We start from the raw sequence: 17,824 nt of genomic DNA, 5'->3' as shown, positions 1-17,824 counted from the left end.
ACTAAATAATGCTATGGCTTCCGAAAACTTTATTGATTACGTAAAAATATTTTGCAAAAGCGGAAAAGGTGGTGCAGGAGCCTCGCATTTTCACCGGGAGAAATTTATAACCAAAGGCGGGCCGGACGGAGGTGATGGAGGCCGTGGAGGACATGTCATTCTGCGCGGAAACAAGCAACTGTGGACGCTGCTTCATTTGAAGTATCAAAAGCATATAATAGCAGAGGACGGTGATAGAGGGCAAGGCACCCTATGTTCGGGCAAAGGTGGCGAAGACAAAATTATTGAGGTGCCAATTGGCACCGTAGCACGTGATGCGGAAACTGGACAGATAGAGGTGGAAATTACTGAAGAGGGGCAAGAATACATCATCATGGAAGGAGGCAAAGGGGGCTGGGGCAACCACCATTTCCGTTCTCCCACTCGTCAAGCACCCACCTATGCGCAGCCGGGAATACCCAGCAAGGAAGGTTGGAAAGTATTGGAATTGAAACTGTTGGCAGACGTGGGCTTGGTAGGCTTTCCAAATGCCGGTAAGTCCACATTAATATCAGCGGTATCCAATGCCCGGCCTGAAATTGCGGATTATCCTTTCACCACGCTTGTGCCTAATCTGGGAATGGTGAATTATAGAGGCGGCAAAAGCTTTGTAATGGCTGATATTCCCGGAATCATTGAAGGAGCATCAGACGGTAAAGGATTAGGATTGAGATTCCTGCGTCATATTGAGCGAAACGCGCTCTTGCTATTTTTAGTTCCGGTAGATAGCCCGGACATTATTAAGGATTATCAGATTCTGCTTTCAGAGTTAGAAAAGTTCAATCCTGAATTGTTGACGAAAGACCGGATGCTGGCCATTAGTAAATGCGATTTGGCGGATGCCGAATTATTGAAAATGATAGAGAAGGATTTGAAAAAGAAGAGGTCAATTAAATTGCCTCCGGTGCTGTATATCTCTGCCGCTACTAATCTCGGAATAGAGAAGATGAAGGATGAAATAATGAAATTGTTGCACCGGAACAATTAATCAGCTACCCGAAGTTTCATTTCATAGGGCAATTTCAAAATCAAGCTATCGTTGCGGATATAATCAGGCAAATCTTCTCGATTAAAGACAGCCAGTTTCACCCCTCGACTATGTAAATCTTGAACCTTATATTCCTCAATAGGACTATACGCGGTGTTGCCCGTATAAAACATACATTCCACTCGCTCGAATCCGTTGCACCAGATTATTACATAATCCTTGGGCAAAGTGAGTCTTGCTGCCTTAAACGATTCGGTATTGATTTTCTTCGCTAACCGGTTGCGACCATAGTAGCTTTCATCCATCAATGAAGACCAGAAAATATGATAAAGACGAAGGTTTTGGTATGCTCCAAGGCTCAGAAGAATAAAAAGTAGCGCGTGAAAAACCTTTCCCGGCAGACGAGCAAAGAGCCATTCAACCACCCATACAAATCCGCTGGCAATCAATAAATACATTAAAGGCATCACCATCAACACATATCCCGGCAATTTCGTAGCGGCCAAAGAGAAAAAGATATATACGGCTAATACTCCAATGAATAGGGGGAATGAAAATTTGAACTTCTCTTTCCTTAAACCCAAAGTACCTATTCCAACAATAATAAAGGGAAACAGCATCTGATACTTGGAGGTAATTTGTTCTACATAATACCAAATAGCATGTTTGTGATCTTCTAGGACTTCAGAAAAATGTCGCGCACTAAAAGAATATTCCCAGACAGCTTCCTGATGAAATGACAGAAGAATATATATCTGCCAAGGCAGCGCCACCAATACGCAAACCAGCAACCCTTGCAACAAGACCTTGAATACATTTCGAGTGAAGAAATCTTTTTGAATAAACAAGTGGCCGAAGCCAAACATTCCAAAAACCAACATCCCCGTTACCCATTTACATAGTACCGCCGCCCCCGCCAAAGCACCCATCAACCAGACCCATTTAATGTTTTTACTTTGTTCATATTCCAACCAAGCCCAGATTGACGCAGTAACATAAAACATGAAACTGATATCGTTATGATCCATTCCTTCAACTCCCGTCACCAGCATCATTAACGGAAACGATGTAGCTATCAGTAAGCCGCCTACATATCCGGTTCGCTCATTAAATGCGAGGCTTCCAATTCGATAGGTTATGAGTACAAGCAGGGACGATAAAACAATAGACGGCATCCTTACCGCCATTTCATTCACTCCAAAAACAAATACAGACAAGGCTATCTGCCACAGAAATAAAGGTTGCTTATGTACCCAAATATGATTCCCCGTCCAATCTTTAAAATCAATGGGCAGTACCGGACGCTCAACCATCGTTGGTTTCCAGGGGTGAGCAATCAAATTCTTTCCCACCAAAGCATGAAAGCGCTCATCCCAATCGTTCAAATAGGGAAATAATGTGGCGGCCCAATACCGGGTGAGGAAAGCAGCGATCACCAAAATTGCCAGAGATAATTTCTTCTTCCCTGCCAGAAAAAGAAAAATGCTCGCCAGATATAAAACGCATGAAACTAAGAGTATCTTTTGCTCTATCACGGAGCTATATTAGTATGAATTGATTCATTAAGAATTATCGTCCAAAAAAGATTCGATAAATTTCATTCCGATATGCTCCATCCTGATTTTGAAAATGCCAACCGCTTACGGTATTTACAATTATAGTTTAGCTTTACGCCTCAATAAATTACAACGGATGAATAAAGCAATTATTTTTTGTATGCTGACCGGCCTATTTTTGGTCATGAGTTCTTGCGATTCGCTGAAAAACAAGGCTGGTGATGAGCAAGTCAACACGGTTCCAAAGCCTATGGAAGCCACGATAGATATTCCGGTCACTGCGTTGGCGACCAACAAAGACTTCGTTTGCGGCATGAAAGTAGAAGCAGGTCAAATTGCTGATACGGCCACTTATGAAGGAAAGATTTACGGCTTCTGCTCGAAAGAGTGCAAGGACGAGTTTGTTAAAGATCCGAATTCATATTTATCTCAGAAGTAAGCCCTAATTATGCCCTCAAGTAAAATTACCGGAGTGGGAATGTATGTTCCCGAAAATATAGTAACCAACCATGACTTGGCGAAGCTTTTTGATACCAATGATGATTGGATTACGGAGCGGACGGGCATCAAACAGAGAAGGTTTTTTAAAGAAGGCGATGATTCGGTGTCTAAGATGGCCGCTCGCGCTTCGCAGATTGCGATAGACCGCGCTGGCAAAAAACCGGAAGATGTTGATTTGATTATTCTGGCTACCCTGAGTCCTGATTATGACTTTCCCGGTTCCGGTGTGTTGTTGCAACGCAAGTTGCCTTTCAGAAACATCGCAGCCTTGGATTTACGCGCCCAGTGCTGCGGTTTTGTTTATGGCTTATCTGTGGCCGATCAGTTTATCAAAAGCGGCATGTATAAAACCGTTTTGGTGGTGGGATCCGAAGTTCAGTCTAACTTATTTGAAATGAGCGACCGAGGTCGCAACATGGCGGTTATTTTTGGTGATGGTGCCGGTGCCGCTGTTTTGGAAGCAACCGATGAACCCGGTAAAGGAATTCTCACCACTAAGATTCACAGTGATGGAAAGTTTGCTGAAGAACTCTATCTGGAAAATCCGGGTGGGCGCAAAAAAGTAAGAATCACGAAAGAGATGATTGATAAAGGGGAATTTCTTCCCTATATGAATGGCAAATTGGTGTTCATGAATGCCATTCGTTTTTTCCCGGAGGTGATTCGTGAGGGCCTGAGAGAATGTAATTTGAAAGAGTCTGATTTGAACTTAGTCGTTCCGCATCAGGCCAATGCGCGCATCACTGCGGCAATCAAAAAGGAAATGAACCTGACGGACGATAAAATCGTTTCCAACATTCATAAATATGGAAACACCACCGCCGCTTCGGTAGGTATCGCGCTTTGCGAAGCCTGGGAAGAAGGCAGAATCAAAGATGGTGACTTGGTGGCTCTAGCAGCTTTTGGAAGCGGCTTTATGTGGGCAAGCGCTATTATTCGCTGGTAATAATAAAAGACAGTTCCTGCGGAACTGGGTCTCTACTTTTTACGAAGGTTACTCTATCGCGGTTTTTAAATCCCGTCGTCATGCCAATACCTCTGGCAGAAACTATACTTGCCCATTTATCTAATCTCGCAGGGGTAAATAATTAAAACATAAAGCCTGACAAAAATCACCTTGAATTCCCCTTAACAAATATTAGGAGGTTTGGCTCTATCTATTATTTTCGTTGTAGAATACATAAGGAATTCATTTGCACAAAATGGTTTTTTCTACAAACAAAAATTCTTTTTCCCCCTCTGAAACACCGGTTACTCGTGGTGCTAAGGTAGGTCATTTAACTGCCCTCCTCCCCCAATACCCTTTTATAATATGCAGTAGCTCGCTGCTTGTTGCGGCTGAATTATTCCACGAAATAGCTTTCGCATTTCAAAGAATGAGTCGCTCGCGAGTGGTCGCGGGACTCTCGCGAGGCCTCGCGAGAGTCCCGCGAGTGCTTGCGGGTCTTTCATTTCTGCTTGGCGAGGCTTCATTTCCAAGAATGAGCCGCTCATTTCAAGGAATGAGTCACTCATTCCTGCTCGCGAGCAACGCGCGAGTACTCGCGAGAAACTCGCGAGCAGGAATGGAGGCCTCCATTTTCGAAATTGGCGCGGCATTTCTCAAAATGAATCACTCATTCTTCAAAATGAATGCTTCATTCTCTCTTTTCAGAACATCTCGATTCTCTATTTTTTAACCAAAAAACCACAATTTAACATGGAACAAGGTATTTTCCCTTCAAAAGACGCTGAATTCAGCGTTTATTTCAACATCGCTAGTCCTTATTTAAGTTCTAACGAAGCCCGACTGATGATAGACCCTTCTAAAACAAGTTCGCTGTCGGGTATTATTGTGACTTGGAACGACGTTTTTCCGCGAAGCGTGAACCCGGACACGAACACCACGACCGTCACCAACCAGAAAAATCAAACGAGAGTGGATGCGGAAGTGCTTCTTAGAGATATTTATGCAAACATTCCAAGAAGTTTGCTGAATGAAAACGACAAAACAACTCTGCATCTCGAAGATGCTGACCACGAGCCAACCCCTTCGGGCAAACCCACCAATGCGCCGGTGGTTTCTGTTGCCAAGATTATTCACCGCAGCCACACGCTGCGTTTTCAAAACCCCGATGACCCTAACTCGCATGCTAAACCCAAAGGAGTGCAGAGCGTAGAGGTGTATAAAGCCATTCGGCCCGTGCCACCGTCCGTGCTCGAAACCACCCCTTCGTTGCCACCTTTGACCGAGAACGATTTTCACCACGTAGCCAGCACCGGCAGATACCTCGTTACCATCGAACACAATATGGAAGACGTAGGCAAACTGGCCTATTATCTCGTGCGCTATAAAAACACTCGCGGAGAGTTTGGCCCTTTCTCTCAGGTTTTTTCGGCAGTGATTGCGTAACGGATTGAAACCTTCCAAGTCTTAAAGACTTGGAAGGTTTTTTTAAAAAAAACCCAGGTAGCCGAAAAGGGGATATAGAGTAGGCAAAATAGTATTTACAATTAAATTAATTAAACATGAAAACAAGAGCATTGATTTCCGTATTCTTATTAGGGATTGTAATATTAAAGGCACAAGGGCTTGAAGAAGACGGAGCGTCACAAATAGTCCAACAAGTTTACGTGCCAAGTATTAATACAACATATTATTCTGCTTGTAATATTATGCAGCAGTGCCCAACACGAACCTCACTTATATCAACAGGCGTATTTTTAAATGACGGTCAAGCAGGAATTGCTTCAACCCCCTGTTGATATCCCTGGCAGATTAAATAATATATCAGGACCTGGCGATGCAACAGTTATTATTGAATGCTTACCTTCTAAAGAAATTTGTTTTAAGATTAATCAGATAGCAAATTTCCCATCTGACTTTTTATCTTTAATTGGAGACACAGGGTATGTATCTATTTCTGTTAGTGTAGCATCTGATAATCCTGTACCTGAATCAGCTAATAGCTATATTTCTCTCCGCAACACAATATATCACCAAGCAATGACAGAAACTGAATATAATCATTACAAAAGTTTGTATGGCCCTGCTCAAGAAATTCAAGTTTATGGAACCCTTAGCAGCTATGTTCATGAACCGGGAAGCGAGTTTTATTATATCCAATGTACACCCAGTCCCAGTTGGTGCATTCGTTATGCAAAAATTCCTAGGGGATCTATGGGTGGGCTAACAAGTTTGGAAGCTATTTCAAGTATTATTCACCCTGAATAAAATCTATTCTGATGAGGAGTGTATTTTTTTATTTTTTTTTGGTTACTGGTCTTTCAATTTATGGACAGTCAGATTGCTTAGATTTCAATCTGAGAAAAGAAAAGCCAGTATCCGTAGTTTTTACTATTTATGGTAACGATTGCTTTAATTGTTATATAGGCGCATCGAATGCTTATCAACAATTATATGGAAAGTATCCTGTAGTATTCCTATTAGGAAATGTGCCTAAAAGAATAAAGACCGAATTTGTCTCTACTAAAATTGGCAAAATATCGCCTATTGATACAGTAATAATTAATGACAGTTTATTTTCTTGTTTAAACCCAGAGATAGTTTCTAAGGTATTTATTCTGAAAAATGAAAAAATTCTTTGGAGTTCTGATTTTAAAAATTCATTAGTAGGTGATACTATTGTGGATATTATTTCATCTTTTATTGATGACACCATTGATGTAAGTAAATACGTTGGCACGAAACGAACAAAATTTAATCTTGCAGACGACGGCTACATCTACATTACAAACGACCTGAATTCAAATACATATTGTATAGATGTTGAGAAACGAAAATTAGTTAAGACATATAACTTTAACTTCCTAAGAGATTCCATTCAACTTTTTATTAAAGAATGTGTAATGCTAGACTCAAATGAGCAAGCAAGCAACGTTCTTGCAACAGATCGAATAGATTCAAAAATGGGTAATAGGGTTAATATCATGCCGCCAATTTTTAAAAACCAAAAAATTTATTTGCCTCTAACGTTTTTAATTGAAAAGGCAAGTCCAAATGGGGATGTAGGATGGTATCACGCTCCGTATATAGCCCAATTAAGTTTAGACCTTACTGTTGAAAAGGTATATTCATTACATTATTCAATTCCTGGAAGTGGCAATGTTTTTAATTATCTCAATACTATTTTTGTCCGAGGTGATACATTATTGATGATGACAAGTTCAGAGAATAATGATTCTTTAATTGCTCAATATTACTTTACAAAAGATGGGCTAAAACTTGAGAACGTATTTAATTTAAGCTACCCAGATTATTTTCCCATTAAGAATAGTAGCTCAAAATATCGAATTGCGTATACTGGATATTTCGGGTATATGATAAACCAGCCTTTTTTTGTTTTTAACGTTGACCCAACTCTTTATTTCTTCAATAAACATAATAGCGTCCGTTTGACAGGCCTTGACAGTACTCATTTTAATAATAGTCCGTCAAGTAATTGGATTGACATTGTTTATTCCAATATTGAAAAAGTTATAATGGTTGGGGGTCTTTCCAAAGGTCCAACTTATTATTTTGAATATATTCCCCAATCTTACATTTTACAAAGGAAAGTAATGATTTCAGATAAACAGATAAACGTGTTTGGATACTTTAATGAAAAATTATTCTATAAAGAAATTACAGATGAAGATGCTTGGATTATTGTTAAGGATGTTAAGTATCTGATGGAATAGCGACATCCAACTCTGACAAATTCTAAATTTGTCAAAGCTAAAGCCAACGAAAGCCCCCACTGCGCGTAAACTTCAAACTACAAAAGTCTCTAAGACTTTTGTAGTTTATTAAACTCAAAGTCCCGTTCCGATAGCTATCGGGCGGGGCTTTTTTTACCCTACCGGTAGGGGTCTCACCACCTTGTTCGGAAGACGACCATACCTTTGCTGCACGTGCATTTTAGCTCCGTCGGAGCTATGCGTTTGGTAGTAAATAATCAGCCTCTCTTTTAAAGTTCCAGAGGGACGTTCGATAGAAAACTTGGGTCGCCCCGATGGGGCTTTGTATATATGACCTGAATATTTCTACCAAAGGCTTTGACCCTATGGGTCAAGAAACCAGTGCTACACGGCATTATAAAGTCTTCGCCCGTGATAGTGATTGAGATGTTTCCCACCTGCCCGGCGGCATGTACTTTGTCAATAACAAGAAATTTGTGAAGGAGTGAGAGAGAGCTATGAGCTACTAGCCTTTAGCCGTGAGAAAAAAACAAGGCCTGCATTCTCTCAAGGCTAAAGGCTAGTAGCTCAAGGCTTCTATTGGCTCAAGGCTCGTAGCTAGTGGCTTAATAGGTTCAAAAAATTGTCGCAGAATGAGAACGCAAGTTGGTTTAATTCCAACCGCCTCCCAGTGCTTTATAAATATTGACTTCGGCATTCAACTGTTTCTTCTTGATTTCGATGAGTTGCATTTTCGATTCCAGTGCTTCGCGTTGGGTCAATAATACTTCCATATAATCTGCCCGGGCAGAACGGAAAAGATTGTCGGAAACGGCCACAGATTGTGTCAGAATTTCCACCTCGCTCGACTTGGTTTCAAAGCTCTTCGTGTATTTGTCAATACCCGAAAACTGATTGACTACCTCCATGTATGCTTTCAGGATAGTCTGCTCGTAATTATAAACCGCCTGCACCTGTTTTGCTCTCGAACTCAGGTAGCCTGCTCTAATAGCATTTCGGTTAAGCAGGGGCGCCATCATATCTGCAAAGAAATTGTAGAGAATAGACTGCGGCCGGAACCATACGGCAGGATTAAATGCCTGAAGACCTACCGCTGCGGAAATGCGGAAGGAGGGAAAGAAGTTGGCTTTGGCAACCTTGACGTCCAGTTTAGCGGCGGCCAGTTCCTGCTCTGCCTGCCGAATGTCGGGACGGTTTTCTAATAGCTGGCTGGGAATACCGGTCGAGATAGAATCGAATACGCGACTGTTAAACGACAAATCATTTCTTAAAACAGGTTTCGGAAAACGCCCCGTCAAGAAGTTGATTTTGTTTTCGGTCTCTACCGCTTGCTGCTGAATCTCATACTGCAAGTTTTGCGTGTTGAGCAATTGTGCTTCAAAACGGTTGACGGCCAACTGTGTAACCCGGGCTGCATCTTTTTGTTGCCTGACGATTTGCAGCGCGTTTTGCTGAATTTCAATGTTCTTACTGATAATAACCAACTGGTTATCTAAGGCCACTAGTTCGTAATAGGAGTTGGCAATTTCGGATATAAGGTTGGTCACCATAAAGTTCTTCCCTTCTATACTGCCCAGGTAGCGCGCCAATGCGGCATTTTTGGCGTTGCGCAGTTTCTTCCAAACATCCAGCTCCCACGAAAAAGCAACACCGAGCATAAAGTCGCCTATGTATTTTGGTTTCGAATGGTTTCCTTTCCAATCTTCTTCCGACTGGCCGTTCCATGTGTACTTGCCTGATCGGTCAACGCCGCCATTGAGGCCGATGCTTCCATAGGGAAGGTACTCCCCTTTTTTAGCTCTGACTTCACTACGGGCAATAGCAATTTCCTGCATCGTAATATTCAACTCCTGATTGTTTTTCAGGGCGGTATCAATCAGCGCAATTAAATTGCTATCGGTAAAGTACACCCTCCATTTGACATTGGCCGAGTTGGTCGTATCCTTTGATTGATAGTAGCTGTCGGGCACCGATTTGTTCTCAGACCTCATCGGAGCTTTAAATATTTTACACCCCCCACTTGAAAGCAGGATGAAAGCTACCACGGCGGGTTTAATAAATAATTTACAATTCATTTCTTCTTAAGATTTTAGCTATTAGTTTTCTAACGTTTCTGGGAACCGCTGGTTGATGTTGTGTTTCTACAAAGTCTTCGGTTAGCGGATTTATGTCTTCGTCATTAATCAACCGTTTGCCCTCTTGCAGTTTTCCAAATATGTAGTAAAGCCCCGGTACCAGAATGACTCCGAAAACAGTTCCGAACAACATACCGCCTAATGCAGAGGCCCCAATGGTGTGGTTACCGACTGCACCGGGACCGGTGGCAACGACCAATGGAATCAAGCCGGCAATAAAGGCGAATGAGGTCATTAGAATAGGGCGGAATCGGACCCGTGCGCCTTCAATGGCGGCATCCAGTACCGTTGCCCCCTGACTGTGTTTTTGAACAGCGAACTCCACGATCAGCACCGCATTTTTACCTAACAATCCGGTGAGCATAATCAATCCCACCTGCGCATAAACATCATTGGCTAATCCCATAGTTTTTAATAGAACGAACGAGCCAAAAATTCCGGGAGGAATAGAAAGAATGACCGCAAACGGCAAAAGAAAACTTTCATACTGCGCCGCGAGAATTAAGTAAACGAAGAACAGTACCACCAGAAATATGTAAAGCGCTTCATTTCCTCTGCGTGCCTCATCATACGAAAGGCCTTCCCAAGCAATGTCATATCCGCGAGGCAAGGATTCTTTAGCCACTTCGCGTATCGCTTTAATGGCATCCCCCGAAGAGTATCCAGCGGCGGGGGTTCCGTTAATTAGAGAAGAGATATAGAGATTGTATCGAGATATTTCATTGGGGCCCTGCGTCTTGGTTATTTTCATAAACGCTGAATAAGGAACCATTTCTCCCTGGTCGTTTTTAACGAACATATTCAGTAGGTCTGAAGGTTGTTTTCTGAATTCGGGACCGGCTTGGGTGTAAACTTTATAATAATTATTGAACCGGATAAATCCCTGTTCGTAGGTACTGCCAATCATGACATTCAGGTTTTCCATGGCGTTTCCTATAGTAACTCCCTTTTGCATGGCCAACTCGTTATCTATGGTTATTTCGTATTGCGGATACTTGGCAGAATAAAACGCAAACAATCCGCTCAATTCTTTTCTTTTTCTCAACGCAGCCACAAAGTCGCTATTCACTTTATCAAACGCCTGATAATCTACATCTCCGTTTTTATCTAATAAGCGAAGAGAGAAACCATCAGACGTACCATAGCCGGGTACAGCCGGTGGTTCAAAGTATTCAATATTGGCCGCGAGGTCTTTTGTTTTTTCTTCCAGCTCTTTAATGACTTGCTTTACTGAATGTTTTCGTTCCGACCAGTCTTTCAAATTTATCAAACAGGTTCCGGCATTAGAACCTCTTCCCTCCGTGAGGATTTCGAAACCTGCCAACGCTGTTACGGATTGAACGCCATCCACCTTTTTGGCAATGAGTTGAAGACTTCTTGCTATTTCATTGGTCCGTTCAAGAGTTGTTCCCGGCGGCGTTTGAATAATAGCATATATCTGTCCCTGATCTTCGTTAGGAATAAAGCCTGCGGGAAGAATTTTATTGATGCCTACAATCCCGAAAGCAAAAGCCACCAATATGCCGTAGGTGATTACTTTCCGGTTGACTATCAGTTTGAGCAGGCCTGCATATTTTCCAGTAACTTTTCCAAAGCCTTTGTTGAACCAGTCAAGAAAAATGCTGATTGGTGTTTTACTTTTAGGCTGCCCATGCGTGTTTTTTAATAGGATGGCGCATAGAACAGGTGTCAACGTGAGGGCCACAACTCCAGAGAGGATAATGGCAGTTGCCATGGCAATCGAAAACTGACGGTACAATACCCCTACCGGTCCGGACATAAATGCTACCGGAACAAAAACTGCAGTCATAACCAAGGTAATGGCGATAATCGCACCGCCTATTTCTACCAGTGCTTTTTTCGATGCTTTGTACGGAGATAAATTCTCTTCCTCCATTTTAACGTGCACCGCTTCCACGACCACAATGGCATTGTCCACAACGATACCAATAGCCAAAACCAGCGCAAACAGTGTGATTAGGTTGATGCTCAGTCCAAACATTTGCATGAAGGCAAACGTGCCGATAAGAGATACCGGTACAGCCAAGATGGGAATAAGGGTAGATCGCCAATCGCCGAGAAAAATGAAGACTACCAAGGCTACTAGTATGAAAGCTTCCAATAGTGTATGAAGCACTTTTTCAATGGAAGCATCCACGAATTTTGAAACGTCGTAGTTGATTTCATAATTCATCCCGGCAGGAAAATCTTTCTTTAGCTCTACCAATTTTGCTTTTACATCCTCAATCACCTTGTTAGCATTACTGCCCGGGTTTTGTTTGAGCACCAACGAAGCAGACGGATAACCATCCTTGTTGGAGTAGATGTCAACGAATTCACTTCCTACCTCTACTTGAGCAATATCTTTAAGTTTCAGTATTTCTCCCTGTGCATTGGCCCGGAGGATGATTTCCTGGTACTGTTCCGGAGTGTTATACCATCCCTTATAAGTAAAAACATACTCCTGAGACTGTGCGGTTTTCCCGGAACTCAATCCTACTCTTCCCGGTCGTGCCAGTACACTTTGCTCGTCAATTGCTTTCAAAACTTCGTCAGCCGAAATTTTATAAGCCCTCATTCTGTCGGGATTTAACCAGACACGAATAGCAAAAGCACGGCTACCAATCGCCTCGGCCATACCCATACCACTGATCCGCTGGATTTCAGGCAAGATATATGTGTTGGCATAGTTGAATAGAAATTTTTCGTCCGTACCTTTTTCTGTGCTGTAAAGATTCAGGTACATCAGCATGCTGGGCTGCAGCGGTTTGATGATAACACCTTCCCGTTGCACCAAGGGAGGAAGGTTGGTCATCACCTGATCCACTCTCGATTTTACTCTGGCTGCGGCAATGGTCGGGTCCGTTCCGGGTTCAAATACTATATCAATACTCGCCTCGCTGGCACTGGTGGCATCCGACAGGATGTATTGCATTCCCTGAACACCATTGATGGCTCTTTCCAAAATAGTTAAAGTAGATTTAACTAATACATCGGCGTTAGATCCCGGAAATTCAATGAAGATAGTGACTCGCGGAGGAGCGATTTGCGGGAACTGGGCTACCGGTAGTGTCGTGATGGCTAATAGCCCCATGAAGACTATTCCAATAGATATGGCAATGGCAAGAACCGGCCTTTGAATGAATTTATTAAACATCTTTTCTTTGTTTTTTGGTTCTTGCCTTATTCGGCGTGTAAATTATTTAGGTCGGATAACGCCTTTTCAAAAGACACAAACTCAGTTTCTATTTTTTCATTGTTTTTTACCTTGCCTAATCCTTCTAGAAGGATTTTGTCGTTAACGTCGAGGCCTGAGCTAACTACATATAGATGGGGCATTTCCTGAGCTATCGTAATTTGCTTTGACTTCAACACGTTGTTGTTATCCAGCACATAAACGAACTTCTTATCTAGGATATCAAAAGTTGCCTTTTGAGGAATGATGATGGCGTTTTTAAGGTGCGTCGGCATCAGTATGGTGCCCGTCTCTCCATGTCGCAAGATTTTATCGGGATTAGAGAAAGTGGCACGGAAAGCAATGTTTCCGGTTTCATTGTTAAAGTCCGCCTCTATCGTTTCTACCGTTCCCTCGCGTGAAAATATTTCACCGTTGGCCATACGCAGCTTTACCTGCTGCTTGCCTGTTTTTGCGGTGCGGGAAGCGTAATCCAGATATTCCGATTCGGGGACATTGAAGTACACCCACATTTTGCTGTTATCTGAAAGAGTGGTGAGCAATTCACCTTCATCTACTAAACTGCCCAGTCGCTGATAAAAGCGGTCCATGATGCCATCGAAGGGAGCGCGTATATCTGTAAATGCCAAATGTGCCTGAGCCAGAGCCAACTCTGCTTTCTCTTTATCTAATGTTGCTTTACCCAATGCCAATTCATTCTTCGACACGATGTTGCTGTCAGCAAGATTCTTGGTATTCTGATATTCAATCTCAGCAAAACTTACATTGGCCTTTGCCTTTTCCATTTCTGCCTCGTATATCAAAGGCATAATTTGAAACATCTTCTGTCCCTTTTTTACATTCTGTCCTTCGTCCACGTAAACGTTCTGCAGGTAACCCCTTTCCTGCGACCTTATTTCAATGTGGCTGATGGCATGAATCTGGCACACGTAATCCTGATAAATCATCGTGTCCATTTGAACCGGACTGGTAACCAGAAATTTAGCTTCTGCTTCCTTTATATGTTTTTCATTATTACAGCTTGTGAACACCAACATAGTTGAAAGGCTCAGGAGCATTACGACACTCTTCATTTTACTTTTGATTTGTTTTGACGAAAGACTTATTAGAACATCAGTCTCTGCTACATAGCAGAGTACTATACAGATCATTAAATACATGGAGCGTACCATGTAAAACAATCTCTGGAGAATTAGAAAATTAGGAGAGGAAACTCTTCCAAGAATGGTAGAGTATGAAAAGAGGAACCGTGGATCGGTTTTGTAAAGAATCTACTACTAATGAAAATACAATTCTTCCAGAAGGAGGGATTAACACCCCCTCCAGTGTCTGGCATCCTATAGCTAGAGTACAATCACTACCCAAATCATCTTCACTATCCTTCTCAGTGGGATCATACTGAGGTTGGGGATTCGGGGTTGATTCAAACGGCAGATGAAGTGGTGAACTCAGGATACTAATAGAGTGTCCCGACAAAAGCACTCCTAAATCCATCTTTATGTTGGACTCTTCAGTGCTACTATTAGCAAACGCAGAGCGCTGTCCTACTGAAAATAAAAACACCAAAAGGCCAATGGAACAGTACTTTAAAAATAGCTTAAACCCTAACTCCGGTTGACTATCTCCAGTAAAATAATTGCGTTTCGCTGTCATTATCAGGGTGCGAAGTTAGAAAGCAATTTGCAGCATTTGAGATTATAACATTTTTTAAAACTAAATATATACCGATCAAATTTGAGACCGGGTTTGCTATATAAATCCAATCAGAATAATACCCTTTAGAAAATCAAATTGTTTTTTCTCTGCCGCTGAATTGATTGACACATAAAGGCAAAGCCATTAAGTTAAGTCATGCGGTTTTCCGTTTTCAACTGTTCCCCCCAACCATCCATCTCTATTCTCTTGCTTTTCCCTAAATCTATTGATATTGTCTTACGGGGTTGAATCATTTCTTTAAGAGATAAGCTCAATCCCTATATGTTTTAGTGATATTCTTTCTGCAAATCTCCTTTTTGCTTAAGAGATTCCTGCAATTCCTTAAAGAACGGAGGCTTTCCTTTAAGGAATCGTGTATCAATCATTAAGAGAAAGTAATTTTCCTTTAAGGAAAAGAGACTTTCCTTTAAGGAATTCCTTCTTTTCCTTAAGGAAAAGAAGGAGAGTCTGTATGCAAAATCCAACTATTTGGAGCAAAATGACGACAAAATGGAGGATTCATTACAAATAATGTCTCGGCAAGAAGTAGGCCAAAAACACCGATTTCTGTCAGTTTCGATACAAAAAGAAGCCGTTTGAAGCAAAACATTTCGCGTTTGCATTGAAACACTTCGAGTTTGTATCGCTTCGTCTTGAGTTGGGTGTAAAAGCCGTCTAATAGGGTATTAAAGGAGTCTGCAATCATCCCGGGAAGAGATGGATTCCCCTCATTTAGACAATGCCGGCATATATTTTTGTAGCCAGCATCTTCAAACAAGGAAAGAAGCAGCCCTCACTATTACCTTACTGTTTCTTAACTTAATGGTATGCCACATACGAGATGGCTTACCGTAGCGTCTTAGCCTACTTCTCCTTCAAATCTTCGGTCAGCAGCCTCAAACTGTTACGCACTATTGCCCCCATTGAGTGACAATCCAAAAACGACTCCTCCTTGTAATGTATGGCAAGCTCTTTGGCTAACTGTTTCACCTTTTCTATGGGGGCAATGGTGTCGCGGTCCATCACGTCTATCAGATTTGTGAGGCGGTAGTGAGCCGAAATACTTCGGCGGGCAACGAGGGTTCTCTCCTCTTTTTGGTACTGAAGAATTGTTTCGGGGGATAACAACTTTAAGGTCAACTGCACCAACACGGCATTTTCTTTAAAGAACTGGGGTAGATACAAACTCTTCTTTCCCTCATAACTTTGCTGGTCAAAATCAATGGCGCGAATACGGAATTGCACTTCCTCAAAATCGGGCGTGATATCAAACACATAATTATAGGAGCGCATATCGCCCAACAAGCGGATGAAACAGCGCTCATTGAACTTGACAAATTCTTTGGCTATGCGCACCTGGTTGAAGCCGGGATTTTTCAAATGCACTTCAATAAACTGATCCCCCGGAATGCCCGCTATATGTTCTTCAACCAAGGTATGCTGATCCACAAAAAAATTGATGCGGGCAGGAGTCAGAATATGCTCCAACTCTAAGCCATAGATGCGCGAGGCATCAGCCTGTTTGATGTAGAAGTAGTCGTAATTGTCGTTGAAATTGTTGACCACCTTAATCCGAAATGGATTAGAGTTGCCAAAGGTGCAGTAGTCTATCCGCTCTATTTGCAGGTGCTTGTGTACGGAGGTGTCGCCCCCTGTCTTGAGAATAGAATAAATTTGTTTCAGCCCCTCATGAATATGTTTTAACTCGTGCGGCGGATACATAGCGGCTTCCCAAAGAGTATCAATACCCCGTTTGTCACGAATAGGTACTCCTCCGTTAAAATGCTTGAGATCTCCATAGCTAACTGAGAGACTGATTTCTCGCTGATTATCCAATAAATATTGGCGCAATTCCCTATTGATAGGGTATATCTTCTTCTTTTTGGTGATAATCTGTTGCTGGTAATGTTTCGGGGTCTTCATAATGTTAAGCCTGAGTGGGCTGCTGATTTTTTATCCTTAACTATTTGGAACTATGTTGATAAAGTATATTTTTGCGTTCCCTTTTTCGGAAGGGATGCGATTCTCCCTAAAAATTTTGAATAATGAAGGTAAAAGTTTTAAACAAAGACGGTGCTGAAACCGGAAGAGAAATCAATCTTTCGGACGATATATTCGGTATAGAACCTAATGACCACGCGGTATATCTGAGTGTGAAGTCCTACATGGCTGCACAACGTCAGGGAACGCACAAGTCCAAGGAAAAATGGGAGGTATCGCGTACCACCAAGAAAGCATTTCGCCAGAAAGGCACCGGTGGTGCCCGTCGCGGTTCGATGAAAGCTCCCGGATTGAAAGGGGGTGGTCGCGCATTCGGCCCTAAACCTCATGACTATGTTTTGAAGGTGAATAAAAAGGTGAAAGACATTGCCAGAAAAAGCGCCCTGACCTACAAAGCGAAGGATAGCAATCTGATAATAGTAGAAGATTTTAATTTTTCTGCTCCTAAAACAAAGGACTTTGCAGCGGTAGTAAAGGGATTAAAACTGAACGGCGTGAAAAGCGTGTTTGTAATGGATAGTGCCGATAAGAATACTATTCTTTCGGCCCGCAATATCCCTACACTTAAGGTGACCGAAGCAACGAACCTGAACATATATGATGTGATGAACTGCAAAAAGCTGGTGTTGAGCGAAGGAGCAGTAAAGTCCATAGAAACTAATTTCGCTAAAAACTAATCAAGTAAGGAGACAACCATCATGGCAATAGATATTTTAATCAGACCGGTTATAACCGAAAAGTCAACCAAAAGCGGCGAAAAAGCAGGCAAGTATGTTTTCCGCGTAGCGAAGGATGCCAACAAGTTGGAAATCAAGAAGGCGGTTGAAACTACCTATAATGTACAGGTAGAAGCCGTAAATACCTTGGTGAATCCGGGTAAAAAGAAAGTTCGTTTCACAAAGCAAGGTGTTGCCTCTGGCATGAAGCCTTCTTATAAGAAAGCAGTAGTGACCTTGAAGAAGGGAGAAGCTATTGATTTCTACGGAAGCGTATAAACGATAAACAGCAGAACAAAAAGTATTCTTTAACTATA

At 42.1% G+C, this 17,824-nt stretch carries 15 protein-coding genes; 9 read left to right on the top strand and 6 right to left on the bottom strand.

Going from position 1 to position 17,824, the window contains the following annotated elements; genetic code table 11:
• The first annotated feature begins 13 nt into the window (after positions 1-13).
• On the top strand, positions 14-1,027 hold the full coding sequence (obgE, locus tag IPP77_12460; GenBank protein ID MBL0310448.1) for a GTPase ObgE: 1,014 nt from the start codon (positions 14-16) through the stop codon (positions 1,025-1,027).
• On the opposite strand, the gene IPP77_12455 is transcribed toward obgE, so the two are convergent.
• Positions 1,024-2,562, bottom strand: coding sequence for a glycosyltransferase family 39 protein (locus IPP77_12455; GenBank protein ID MBL0310447.1), 1,539 nt, complete (start codon positions 2,560-2,562; stop codon positions 1,024-1,026). The two genes, obgE and IPP77_12455, sit on opposite strands and share 4 nt — an antisense overlap.
• 271 nt (positions 2,563-2,833) lie before the next feature.
• Here IPP77_12455 and IPP77_12450 point away from each other — a divergent pair, with 271 nt between their 5' ends.
• The 6 genes from IPP77_12450 to IPP77_12425 all read left to right on the top strand — a co-directional run bounded on the left by IPP77_12450 (position 2,834) and on the right by IPP77_12425 (position 7,764).
• Entirely contained in the window at positions 2,834-3,022 is a 189-nt protein-coding gene (locus IPP77_12450; GenBank protein ID MBL0310446.1) for a YHS domain-containing protein, read from the top strand.
• 9 nt (positions 3,023-3,031) lie between these two features.
• Positions 3,032-4,030, top strand: coding sequence for a ketoacyl-ACP synthase III (locus IPP77_12445; GenBank protein ID MBL0310445.1), 999 nt, complete (start codon positions 3,032-3,034; stop codon positions 4,028-4,030).
• A 753-nt stretch (positions 4,031-4,783) separates the two neighbouring features.
• The gene (locus IPP77_12440) at positions 4,784-5,476 is read left to right on the top strand and encodes a hypothetical protein (protein MBL0310444.1); all 693 of its coding nucleotides are present in this window, start codon (positions 4,784-4,786) and stop codon (positions 5,474-5,476) included.
• 116 nt (positions 5,477-5,592) lie between these two features.
• Positions 5,593-5,829: a hypothetical protein gene (locus IPP77_12435; protein ID MBL0310443.1), complete on the top strand. Its 237-nt coding sequence runs from the start codon at positions 5,593-5,595 to the stop codon at positions 5,827-5,829.
• A complete protein-coding gene (locus tag IPP77_12430) occupies positions 5,792-6,298 on the top strand; it encodes a hypothetical protein (protein ID MBL0310442.1) in 507 nt (168 codons plus the stop codon). Before IPP77_12435 ends, IPP77_12430 begins: the two co-directional genes overlap by 38 nt.
• Before the next feature lie 11 nt (positions 6,299-6,309).
• A complete protein-coding gene (locus IPP77_12425; protein MBL0310441.1) occupies positions 6,310-7,764 on the top strand; it encodes a hypothetical protein in 1,455 nt (484 codons plus the stop codon).
• Positions 7,765-8,414: 650 nt separating this feature from the next.
• Here IPP77_12425 and IPP77_12420 read toward each other — a convergent pair.
• From IPP77_12420 to IPP77_12400, 5 genes are all read right to left on the bottom strand, one after another.
• Positions 8,415-9,839: an efflux transporter outer membrane subunit gene (locus tag IPP77_12420; GenBank protein ID MBL0310440.1), complete on the bottom strand. Its 1,425-nt coding sequence runs from the start codon at positions 9,837-9,839 to the stop codon at positions 8,415-8,417.
• On the bottom strand, positions 9,829-13,056 hold the full coding sequence (locus tag IPP77_12415; protein ID MBL0310439.1) for an efflux RND transporter permease subunit: 3,228 nt from the start codon (positions 13,054-13,056) through the stop codon (positions 9,829-9,831). The genes IPP77_12420 and IPP77_12415 overlap by 11 nt, the downstream gene beginning before the upstream one ends.
• 26 nt (positions 13,057-13,082) lie before the next feature.
• Positions 13,083-14,168 carry an efflux RND transporter periplasmic adaptor subunit gene (locus tag IPP77_12410; GenBank protein MBL0310438.1) on the bottom strand — a complete coding sequence of 362 codons (1,086 nt, stop codon included), beginning with the start codon at positions 14,166-14,168 and terminating at the stop codon, positions 13,083-13,085.
• 127 nt (positions 14,169-14,295) lie between these two features.
• Positions 14,296-14,748, bottom strand: a complete 453-nt coding sequence (locus IPP77_12405; protein MBL0310437.1) for a hypothetical protein — start codon at positions 14,746-14,748, stop codon at positions 14,296-14,298.
• 906 nt (positions 14,749-15,654) lie between these two features.
• Positions 15,655-16,713 (bottom strand): hypothetical protein, encoded by a 1,059-nt coding sequence (locus IPP77_12400; protein MBL0310436.1) that lies wholly within the window; start codon positions 16,711-16,713, stop codon positions 15,655-15,657.
• A gap of 122 nt (positions 16,714-16,835) precedes the next feature.
• Here IPP77_12400 and rplD point away from each other — a divergent pair, with 122 nt between their 5' ends.
• Both rplD and rplW read left to right on the top strand, forming a co-directional pair.
• Entirely contained in the window at positions 16,836-17,468 is a 633-nt protein-coding gene (gene rplD, locus IPP77_12395; protein ID MBL0310435.1) for a 50S ribosomal protein L4, read from the top strand.
• 27 nt (positions 17,469-17,495) lie between these two features.
• Positions 17,496-17,786 carry a 50S ribosomal protein L23 gene (gene rplW, locus IPP77_12390; protein ID MBL0310434.1) on the top strand — a complete coding sequence of 97 codons (291 nt, stop codon included), beginning with the start codon at positions 17,496-17,498 and terminating at the stop codon, positions 17,784-17,786.
• Positions 17,787-17,824 lie beyond the last annotated feature (38 nt).

It is taken from the genome of Bacteroidota bacterium, assembly GCA_016722375.1.
Taxonomy (GTDB): Bacteria; Bacteroidota; Bacteroidia; order Chitinophagales; family LD1; genus Bog-950.
Note: the sequence above shows the minus strand (reverse complement) of the source record. Positions and strands in the feature narration are given on the sequence as shown.